Genomic DNA, 9,162 nt, shown 5'->3' with positions numbered 1-9,162 from the left:
TCGTGGCGTCGTGCCGGATGGCCGAGAAGGTCGGTGCCCGGCTTCGGGATCGACTCGCCGTCCAGGACGACGCGCGCCGCGCGGACGACCGCGGCGACCTGGTCCGCCGGGATCTCGGCCAGCAGGTTGTGCGCGGTCAGCACGCGACTGACCGGGAGCGCGGCCAGGCGTTGCGTGCTGGATGCGAACGCACCCAGGTCCGCGCCGTCGCCGTGCAGCCAGTGCGCGGCGGCCAGCACCATGTCCCCGGCGAGCAGCATGCCGGTACTCGGTTCGAAGAGGCAGATGCCGTCCGGCGCGTGGCCGGGTGCGTGCAGCACGGTCAGTGAGCGTCCTCCGAGGTCAAGCAGTTCGCCGTCGTCCAGGGCACGCGTCGGCCGCACCGCGGGAACGTGCCAGGACGCGAGGCCGGGCACCGCGCGCATCCGCGGCAGCCGCCCGCAGGCGTAGAAACGTTGCGAGTCGAGTGCCATGTAGGCGAGATAGTCGGTGTACACGCCGCGCATGGCCGTCTCGTACTCGGCGAGGAATCTCTCCGGCACCGCGTCGTGGCCGTGCCGGACACCGTGCGGGTGCGCGGCGATGTCGATCAGGCCCAGCTCGCGTCGTCGTTGGAACAGGTCGCTGTTGCCGCCGCGATGGTCGAGGTGGTCGTGCGAGTTGACGACGATCAGCGGCCGGTCGGTCAGACCGGCGACCACGTCGGAGATGAGTCCGATTCCCATGCCGGTGTCGAAGAGCAACGCCGCGTCGTCGCCGAGGACCAGGAAGCAATTCACGTGCCCGGGCTCCGCAATGAGGTAAACGTCGCTGCCGAGATCGCGGACCTCGAACCAGTCGCCGGATGTCACGACCGGAGCCCACCGGGAAGCTCCGCGCGCCGGCCTCAGTGCCTGGGTCGTCATCCGCACCTCCTCACCGATCGCCTGACCGTTCCGACTCACCAACACTCGACGCTCCGATATGTTGATGTGAGTAACATCTGCAATGTACGCAAGGCCGCGTTTCCGGCGAGTAACCGCGAAGGCTCTACCGTGTGAAGACTCCTCCGGCCTCGAGAGAGGAACGATGACCGAACCGCAACGCGAGATCGACGAGCAGCTGGGTGGGGCGATCCGTGCCTTGCGGCATGAGCGCGGCCTGACGCTGGTCAAACTGGCTGAGGCCACCGAGCTCTCGCACCCGTTCCTCAGCCAGATCGAACGGGGCCGGGCACGTCCGTCGATGCGCTCGCTGTTCCTCATCGCGGAGGCGCTGGGGACCACCCAGCAGGAGCTGCTCGCCGCAGTGTCTCCGGGGACGTCGAGGGACCTGCAGCCGCAACGCGGCGACCAAGCGGCGACCGTCGGCCTCACCCGGGGCGGCGCGCGGTTGCTGCTGCACGACGACCACGTGGACGTCACCGAGTTCATCGACGTGGGCACCGACTGGGAGGACTACTTCCTGCACGCCCGGCACGAGTTCCTGTACGTCACGGCGGGCACGCTGGAGGTGGAGATCCGCGAACACGACGCCGCCGAGAGCACATTCGCGGTGCTCAAGCCGCGCGACTCGATCGGCTACCCGGGCAACACGCTGCACCGCTTCCGCAGCGCGGATCCAGCGCCCACATCGGTGATCGTCGTGCACAGCGGCCCTCCCGCCGAGCACACACCACACGAGCAGCCAGAGGAGGCAGGCAGCGACACCGCGCCGGACCGGCTCGGTTCGTCGCCGCCGTGACCGGATGACAGATGTGAGCTTCTCCGACAATCCGCTGCACACCCTCGCGAGATGGGCCCAGGAGGCCGAAGACGCGGGCGAGCCGAGCTCGCGCACCATGACGTTCGCGACGTCCGGGGCCGACGGCACCCCGCACGCGCGGACCGTGCTGACCACCGTGATCGACGACGAGTCGGTCCGGTTCCACAGTTCCCGGCCGACGACAAAGACCCGCGACCTGGCGGAGAACCCGAGGTCCTCGGGCGTCTTCTACTGGCCGGGTCTCGCCCGGCAGGTGGTCATGGACGGCACCGCCCACCAGATGCCGGCCGACGTCTCCCGCGAGGCGTACCCTGCCCGCCCGCCTCAGCTGCAACTTCTCGCCTGGGTCTACGAAGAGCTCAACGACGACGACGCGGTCACCACCGCCGACCCGGACGACGTGCTGCGCGTGTTCGACGCGCACGCGCAACGTGATCCGCTCCCGATGCCGCCGTCCTGGACCACCGTGCGCCTCATCCCGGAAAGGATGATGTTCTGGGTCAGCCATGGTCCTGACCGTCCACCCTGGCGGGTCTGCTTCGACCTCGCTGCCGACGGCACCTGGAACCGCCGCCACGTCCTTCCGTAGCGGCAGGACGTACGCCCCAACGTGCAGTGGCGACGCCCGTACACCGCCGGATAGGCTGGCAGCGTGCCGCTGCTGCTGTTGCTTCTCGCCGATGTGCTGGTCGGCAGCTTCAGCGTGGCCATCGAACTGACCGGCGGCTCGGCCGGGCTGGCGCTCGTCGCCGTGGCCGCCGCGGCGCTGGTGACGCTGGTGGCCATCGGCCGCCCCGTCGTCACGCAGACGTGCGGCCCGCTCACCGCATCGGCCGTCCGGCAACGTGCTCACCGCACGGCCTTCATGCCCCTGCTCGACCCGGTAGCCCCGGGGCGTCCCCAGCCCCGAGCGCCATCGCTGCGCCCACGGGTCGCTTAGCGAACCTCTCCGCTCCGAACAGCGGGCGCTTCGCCGCGGCCCAACTCGTCGACCACTGACTTCTCTCCCGACGAGGGGCCCTGTCTTGTACTCCTTTCCACCGCTCGCGGCCGCTATCGGCGTCCTCTATTCCGTTGTCACCAACCTGACCACCCTCCTCACGCCCGTACTCGGCGGCCCCAGCGCCGCCGCTGCCATCGTTCTGATGACGATGGTCATTCGACTGCTTCTGCTGCCCGTGGCGCGGGCGCAGGTCCGCGCGGAACACCATCGCACCAAGCTCGCACCCGAGATAAGCACACTCTCCCGCAAGTACCAGCACAATCCCGAACGCCTGAGGCGGGAGCTGGCCGCCCTCTACTCCCGGGCAGGCACGTCGCCGCTGGCCGGCTGTCTCCCTGCGCTCGTCCAGGCTCCAGCGTTCATGGTGCTCTACGGCCTGTTCCTGACCTCGGAGGTGTCAGGCCAGGCCAATGTGCTTCTGACGCACGCGCTGGCCGGCGTGCCACTCGGCGCGCAGCTGGCTGACGTGTGGGGCACAGCTGAGCTGCTGGTGTTCGTCGTACTACTGCTTCTTCTCGCCGCCGTCGCGTGGTTCACTCGCCGTCAGGCGATCAACGTCAGCACCGCGGCGGCAGCTACGCCGATGCAGGCGCGGACAACGGCTCTCCTGCGCCTGCTGCCGTTCGGCACGGTGCACATCGCGGCCATCGTCCCACTGGCGGCCGGGCTGTATCTGCTGACCAGCACGTCATGGACGGTCGCCGAACGTTCGATCCTGCGACGGAGGTTAGGGCGTCGGGATACGCCCGGCTGACGGCGCCGCACAACTGATGATGCGTTCGCCGTCATCGCACGCGGATCCGTCCGGCGGCGGACGACGTGTCTGGCTCATGCCGCTGCGACGTCGAGCATGGCAGGTGCGACGCGCAGCCCTGCTTCAACCGAGGCCGCGTGCAGCCGCTTGTCCCACACCGCGATCACCGGCCTGAGCTCCGAGAGCGCCAGGACGCTGGCCAGATGCACCCCGTCCGCGCCTCGCAGCGCGTGCGTCTTGACCAGCTCCGCGCTGTGCTGGCTGATCATCGGGGTCAGCTCGACGGGCCGAACCGCCGCCCAGTACTCCGCCCAGTCCTGCTCGACCTGAGCCAGGTCCACCTTCGACAACCTCTTGTTCCGGGCGGCTGCCGCGAGCGCCGCGTAGACCTCGACGAGGGCGAGCCGACTCGAGGTCGGGGTGTCACACCCATCCCACAGGGACGCCGCAATGTCCGAGCCTTCCTCATCGACCAGCAGCTTCACGAACGCGCTTGAGTCGAAATAGACCGTCGTCACGTGTCAGTCTCGCTGCTCGCTCACGATGTCGGCCACCGGACCCGCCGCCCGAACCCGCGAACGACCCCTGGCCTGCGGTCGCTTCGAGGACTGGGGCGCGGACACGATCCCCTCGATGGTGAGCCGTTCGATCACGGGCGCCTCATCGACCGCCAGCACGCGAGCCACCGGGATACCCCGCTCTGTCACAACGACCTCCTCTCCAGCGCGAACCCGTTCAAGGCACTCGCTCAGGTGAGCCCGGAACGCGCTGACAGCAATCTCCATACCAACGAACGTACAATACCGTGGAGATCATTTGTACGTCGTGTTCTTTTCTCCGCTGCGCCCTGAGCGCGACCCGGCGAGGAGACCGTCGCCGCACGTGTAGCGTCCGTCAGCGTGCTTGCAGCGCGAGGCCGTACAGTACCGCCGTGGACATGTGGTTCAAGCGGGCGTCGGTGTGGCCAGTCCTGGGGGCGTGGCTGCTCCTCGTCGCCACCTGGTTCGGCTATGCCTGGTTCTGCTGCTCCATCTTGTGGGTCCTGGACATCGCGTGGTTGCCCTGGTGGGTCGGTTTGGCCCCGGTCCTTCTCGCGCTCGCTTCCGGCTTCCTCGGATGGTCGGACAATACCGTGCCCACTGCGGTCATACGCGCCGACGAGGATGAGGAAGTGCGTCTGCACGCGGTCGTCGACAGGGTGGCGGCACTCTCCGGTCGCAGCAAACCGCCCGTCATGATCATCGAGACCGAGGCACCCAACTCGGTCGTGCTCGCGCCGGACGGCCTGCCGCCCACTCTCTACATCAGCCGAGGGCTGCTGGAGCGGCTGGACAACGAGCAGCTCGAGACCGTCGTCGCGCACGAGTTCGCCCACATGAATCACCGCGACGCCAACGTCCTCAGCTTCGCCCGCGGAACGTCTATGTGGGTCCTGGTGATCCCCGCGGTCCTGTTTGTGGTCATCATGTATTCGGAGATCCCCTCGTGTGTCCTCGCGCGGTGGTGCGGCCGGCCCTGGAGTTCCGCCGCTGAGAACGTCACCGAGGCGGACCTGAAGGCGCGGCCGCCCCAGCGCCGGGTTCCGATGCTGTTAGCCGTGCCGCTGCTCGTGCTGGCCTGGCTGCTCCGTTTCGCCGTATGGACCGTGATACTGACGGTGGGTGTCGCACTGCTGTTCGCGGGTTTCTGCCTGATGCTTCCGGGGTTCGCCGCGGCTAGCCGGCTGGCACGACGCCGTGAGCTCGCCGCCGACCGAGCAGCCGCCGAGATGACCGGATCACCGTCGACGCTCGCGGCCGCGCTCGGCACGATCGAGGGCGGCATGCACGCCGCCCCGGAGGAAGACCTACGGTTGCTGTCCTCCATGTCGCCGCTGGCCATCGTCCCGTTCGCTCGCCCCAAAAACCAAGGTGAAGAAGACTGGATAGCCCGGCAGTTGGCCTGGGCGAACCGCACGCACCCACCGATGGGGCGTCGGATGAAACAGCTGTCAGCGATGTCCAAGCGGATGGGCGGACAGTAATGATCAATACCTGTGGACGTTTCTTCCCGTAACAGCGTCAGAAGGCGGGGTCCCGCGAGGCGGGGCCGGCTTGCGGGCCAGAATCTGAAGCCCCGCCGTTTCGTTGCCGTTCATGGTGGTCACAGAGGTGTCTCGGGTGTCGATGATCTCGAAGTCGGCGAGCAGGGCGGTGAACCATTCTCTTGCGTGGTGACGGCACACGGCGCCGTCGTCGGTCTCGAACACGCCGTAGGTGCCATAGCGATCGGCGAACCTCGCATAGCGGTCGCGGTGACGCTGATCGTCTTGTACCAGCAGGTCGCTGAGGTAGAGCATTGCACCGGGCTTGAGCACGCGGTTCAGCTCGCCGATCAGCAGTCGCTGCGCTTCGTCGCCAGGGATGCACGTCAGCACCGCGAAGAGCACGACCTGGTCGATGCTCGCGTCCGCACAGGTCAGTGTCGGCGGTGTCTCCAGCACGTCGAAACGCATCGCGGGATGCAGGCTGCGGGCCCTGGCGATCATCCCCGGCGATGTGTCGACACCGGAGAGGTTGTCGAAGCCCAACTGCTCCAAGGCCGCCATGGTTCGGCCGTATCCGCAGCCATAGTCGAGAATCGCGGCGCTTCGTTCGACGCCATCAACCCACGATGTATGCAGCGGGTGCGTGAACCGCTTCGTCGTCGCGGCAGCATCCCAGTAGGCAGTCTGGCTGTTGAGGTCGGACACGGCGGATCGGCTACTCCTAGGTGAATTGTCATCGTGTCAGAAGCCCCTGAGGTCCGCTGGATCGAGGTGGCGAGCATGTTTCGACTGCGTAAGACGTTTGTGGCCGATGTTCACTACATCAACATCGGCAGCTAAAGTCGGCCTCAATGCCCACCAACGACGCCCTGGCGGCGGACACACCACCGGCCAGCCGGGAGATCTCAGCCGAGGTCTCGTCGCGCGTCGACGCGATCTGGCGGATCAGACCTGAAGACGAACCATTGGTTCAAGGCTCTGCCGATGGCCCGCTGACCGGTCAGCGAGTCGCGGTCAAAGACCTGTTCGCCGTGGCCGGGCAGCGCATCGGCGGCGGGAACCCGCACTGGCTGGAGTCGGCGTCTGTCGAGCCCGCCCACGCCGCGGCTGTCGCTTCGCTGCTCGACGCCGGGGCGGACGTCGCCGGGATCGCGCACACCGACGAGCTCGCGTTCTCCCTGGCAGGCACCAATATCCACTACGGCACGCCGACCAACCCGGCCGCCCCTGGACGCATCACCGGCGGCTCCAGCAGCGGTCCCGCGGCGGCCGTGGCCTCCGGTGCGGCGGACATCGGTCTCGGTACCGACACCGGCGGATCGATCCGCGTCCCCTCGTCGTACTGCGGCCTGTACGGACTACGAACCACCCACGGCGCCGTCGATCGCTCTGGCCTGCTCCCACTCGCGCCGTCGTTCGACACGGTCGGCGTGATGACCCGGACCGCGAGCGAGCTCGGCCACGCCGCCCATGTCCTCCTCCCACCGGCCGACCAAGAGCCGGTCCGGGACTGTCTCGTCGCGCCGTCGCTGATGGAGCTCGCCACGCCCGAGACGAGACTGGCCGTCCAGACCGCGCTGCATACGCTCGCACGGCGCGCCAGCTGCGACGTCCACGCCATCGACCTCACCACGGAAACGCTGTCGACGTGGTTCGCCGCCTTCCGCACGGTCCAGACGGCGGAGGCCTGGCGGCAGCACCGGGACTTCATCACGGCCCACGGCGGAACGATGGAACCCGCCGTCGAGGCGCGGTTCCGCTCCGGAGCCGAGGTGAGCGCGGCCGAAGAGGACGACGCCCGAGCCATGCTTGCGGACGCTCGCGAGCAGCTGCGAGTACTCCTTTCCGAGGGCACCGCGCTGGCGTTGCCGAGCGCGTCCAGCCCGGCGCCGCCGGTCGACGCGGATCCGGCGGCGATCGACATCACCCGTGCCGCGGCACTGCAGCTGACCTGCCTCGCCGGGGTTGGTGGGCTGCCGGCGGTCAACGTCCCCACGGTTCAGACCGATGGCTTACCGGTCGGACTGTGCCTGGTGGGCCGGCCCGGTGCGGACCGTTCGCTTCTATCCTTGCTGGAGGCCCTGTGACCGTCGCTCCCCTGACGCGTAACACCTGGCAGCTGAGCCGGGACGCGGTCGACGTGCGCCGTCCGGTCCTGCCACGCCGGCCGGTGAGCTTCAACGCGCAGCCCCAACGGCTCACGGTAGATCTGGCCCGGACGGCAACCGTCGTCGTCGATATGCAGAACGACTTCTGCCACGCCGACGGCTGGCTGTCCGGTATCGGCGTCGACGTCTCCGGCGCGCGAGCGCCCATTCCAGTGCTGGAGAAGCTGCTCCCGGCGCTGCGAGTGCAGAACGTTCCGGTGGTGTGGCTGAACTGGGGCAACCGCCCGGACCAAGCGAACCTGCCGCCGGGCGTCAGGCACGTCTATGACGGCGACGGCGGCGGGAACGGCATCGGGTCGACCACCAGTCCGTCCGGTTCACCTGTGCTGCAGGCCGGAGCGTGGGCGGCGGCCGTCGTCGATGAGCTGGCCGCGGGCCCGTCGGACATCAGCGTGGACAAGTACCGGATGAGCGGCTTCGTCGACACGGCTCTCGACTCGATCCTGCGAAACCTGCGGGTGGACACGTTGCTCTTCGCCGGCGTCAACGCCGACCAATGCGTCCTCGCCACCCTGATGGACGCCGCGAACCTCGGGTACGACGTCGTCATGGTCTCAGACGCGGTCGGCACGACGTCGCCGCAGTTCTGCATGGACGCCACCGTCTACAACGTCCGTCAGTGCTTCGGCTTCACGACGACGAGCGCGGACCTGACCTCAGCGCTGTCCGAGTGATCGCATCACGGCACCTACCCACCGCGTGCCGCGATGCGATCACCAGCCCCAGCCGGAGAGCGTGGCGGTGAGGGTGCTGCCGTCCTCCGCGACGAGTTGCACGTCGCTGATCTGGTAGATGTTGGCCTCCACGGTCCCGCCGGCGCCGCAGGAGGTGGTCCCGACGTCACACATAGCCACCGTCTCGACACCGTCGTCGGTCGTCACCACCACGTCGTAGGCTCCTGGCTCCTGCGCGTCGCCCAGGACCGCGAACACCCACGACGGCTCTCCCTGGTAGAGGAAGACGTGCCCGACCTGGGTTCCAGCCGAGTCGAGCAGCGGCGCGGCGGCGAAGTACTGCCCGTTCGCGACGTCGAGGGTCTCCCGGTAGGCGGCCGCCACGTCACGATCGTCGGACGTGGCCAGCCAGACCGCTCCCGCGCTACCGAGGGCGATCACCACTGCTGCCGCGGCAAGAGCCAGCGGCCGGAACGCCCATCGCCGCCAGCTCGGCTGGGCTGCAGGCGTCGGCGGCGGCACGGCCTCGCGCCGCGGCACGGCCTCACGTCGCGGGTCGGTCTCGCGTCGGGGCTCGGTCTCGCGTCGGGGCTCGGTGTCGGACTGATCGGCCAGGTTCGCGATGCGGGCGAGGACGGCGCCCTCGAAACCGGCCGGAGGCTCGTGCTCTGGGGCCACCAGGAGAACCTCGTCGGCCACGCGGGTCAGCTCGTCGAGCTCACGCCGGCAGTCCTCGCAGTCGGCCAGGTGGCTAAGGACGTGGGCTCGGTCCGGCCCGCTCGCCGCACCGGTGG

At 68.6% G+C, this 9,162-nt stretch carries 12 protein-coding genes; 7 read left to right on the top strand and 5 right to left on the bottom strand.

The window, feature by feature from the left end; translation table 11 throughout:
• Nucleotides 1-905 (bottom strand): MBL fold metallo-hydrolase (locus tag ELR45_RS07705; protein ID WP_129665088.1); only part of this gene is annotated, 905 nt, incomplete at its 3' end.
• A 163-nt stretch (nucleotides 906-1,068) separates the two neighbouring features.
• On the opposite strand from ELR45_RS07705, the gene ELR45_RS07700 reads away from it, so the two are divergent.
• From ELR45_RS07700 to ELR45_RS07685, 4 genes are all read left to right on the top strand, one after another.
• Nucleotides 1,069-1,722 (top strand): helix-turn-helix domain-containing protein, encoded by a 654-nt coding sequence (locus tag ELR45_RS07700; protein WP_129664828.1) that lies wholly within the window; start codon nucleotides 1,069-1,071, stop codon nucleotides 1,720-1,722.
• A gap of 4 nt (nucleotides 1,723-1,726) precedes the next feature.
• Nucleotides 1,727-2,332 (top strand): pyridoxine/pyridoxamine 5'-phosphate oxidase, encoded by a 606-nt coding sequence (locus tag ELR45_RS07695; RefSeq protein WP_129664826.1) that lies wholly within the window; start codon nucleotides 1,727-1,729, stop codon nucleotides 2,330-2,332.
• A 63-nt stretch (nucleotides 2,333-2,395) separates the two neighbouring features.
• Nucleotides 2,396-2,683: a DUF6412 domain-containing protein gene (locus tag ELR45_RS07690; RefSeq protein ID WP_129664824.1), complete on the top strand. Its 288-nt coding sequence runs from the start codon at nucleotides 2,396-2,398 to the stop codon at nucleotides 2,681-2,683.
• 85 nt (nucleotides 2,684-2,768) lie between these two features.
• Entirely contained in the window at nucleotides 2,769-3,500 is a 732-nt protein-coding gene (locus ELR45_RS07685; protein WP_129664822.1) for a YidC/Oxa1 family membrane protein insertase, read from the top strand.
• 74 nt (nucleotides 3,501-3,574) lie between these two features.
• On the opposite strand, the gene ELR45_RS07680 is transcribed toward ELR45_RS07685, so the two are convergent.
• Together ELR45_RS07680 and ELR45_RS07675 are read right to left on the bottom strand one after the other, a co-directional pair.
• On the bottom strand, nucleotides 3,575-4,018 hold the full coding sequence (locus ELR45_RS07680) for a type II toxin-antitoxin system VapC family toxin (RefSeq protein ID WP_129664820.1): 444 nt from the start codon (nucleotides 4,016-4,018) through the stop codon (nucleotides 3,575-3,577).
• A 3-nt stretch (nucleotides 4,019-4,021) separates the two neighbouring features.
• Nucleotides 4,022-4,285: a type II toxin-antitoxin system Phd/YefM family antitoxin gene (locus ELR45_RS07675; protein WP_129664818.1), complete on the bottom strand. Its 264-nt coding sequence runs from the start codon at nucleotides 4,283-4,285 to the stop codon at nucleotides 4,022-4,024.
• A gap of 152 nt (nucleotides 4,286-4,437) precedes the next feature.
• Here ELR45_RS07675 and ELR45_RS07670 point away from each other — a divergent pair, with 152 nt between their 5' ends.
• Nucleotides 4,438-5,523 (top strand): M48 family metalloprotease, encoded by a 1,086-nt coding sequence (locus tag ELR45_RS07670; RefSeq protein ID WP_240759289.1) that lies wholly within the window; start codon nucleotides 4,438-4,440, stop codon nucleotides 5,521-5,523.
• A 3-nt stretch (nucleotides 5,524-5,526) separates the two neighbouring features.
• On the opposite strand, the gene ELR45_RS07665 is transcribed toward ELR45_RS07670, so the two are convergent.
• A complete protein-coding gene (locus ELR45_RS07665) occupies nucleotides 5,527-6,231 on the bottom strand; it encodes a class I SAM-dependent methyltransferase (RefSeq protein WP_129664814.1) in 705 nt (234 codons plus the stop codon).
• 146 nt (nucleotides 6,232-6,377) lie between these two features.
• Between ELR45_RS07665 and ELR45_RS07660 the strand changes: the two genes are divergently transcribed.
• The gene (locus tag ELR45_RS07660) at nucleotides 6,378-7,613 is read left to right on the top strand and encodes an amidase (RefSeq protein WP_129664812.1); all 1,236 of its coding nucleotides are present in this window, start codon (nucleotides 6,378-6,380) and stop codon (nucleotides 7,611-7,613) included.
• Nucleotides 7,610-8,368 (top strand): cysteine hydrolase family protein, encoded by a 759-nt coding sequence (locus tag ELR45_RS07655; protein WP_205856199.1) that lies wholly within the window; start codon nucleotides 7,610-7,612, stop codon nucleotides 8,366-8,368. The genes ELR45_RS07660 and ELR45_RS07655 overlap by 4 nt, the downstream gene beginning before the upstream one ends.
• A 39-nt stretch (nucleotides 8,369-8,407) precedes the next feature.
• Here ELR45_RS07655 and ELR45_RS07650 read toward each other — a convergent pair.
• Nucleotides 8,408-9,162, bottom strand: a 755-nt coding sequence (locus tag ELR45_RS07650; protein WP_165367573.1) for an anti-sigma factor family protein, incomplete at its 5' end; no start/stop codon positions are given.

This window comes from Phytoactinopolyspora endophytica (genome assembly GCF_004138495.1).
In the GTDB taxonomy this organism is placed as follows: Bacteria; Actinomycetota; Actinomycetes; order Jiangellales; family Jiangellaceae; genus Phytoactinopolyspora; species Phytoactinopolyspora endophytica.
The sequence above is the reverse complement of the archived record's forward strand: the minus strand, read 5'-3'. Positions and strand labels throughout refer to the sequence as shown.

What these genes read in the sequence shown, in the direction of transcription:
- ELR45_RS07700 (WP_129664828.1), top strand. Translation starts at nt 1,069, where the DNA reads ATGACCGAACCGCAACGCGAGATCGACGAGCAGCTGGGTGGGGCGATC.
- ELR45_RS07695 (WP_129664826.1), top strand. Translation starts at nt 1,727, where the DNA reads ATGACAGATGTGAGCTTCTCCGACAATCCGCTGCACACCCTCGCGAGA.
- ELR45_RS07675 (WP_129664818.1), bottom strand. Translation starts at nt 4,285, where the DNA reads ATGGAGATTGCTGTCAGCGCGTTCCGGGCTCACCTGAGCGAGTGCCTT.
- ELR45_RS07670 (WP_240759289.1), top strand. Translation starts at nt 4,438, where the DNA reads ATGTGGTTCAAGCGGGCGTCGGTGTGGCCAGTCCTGGGGGCGTGGCTG.
- ELR45_RS07660 (WP_129664812.1), top strand. Translation starts at nt 6,378, where the DNA reads ATGCCCACCAACGACGCCCTGGCGGCGGACACACCACCGGCCAGCCGG.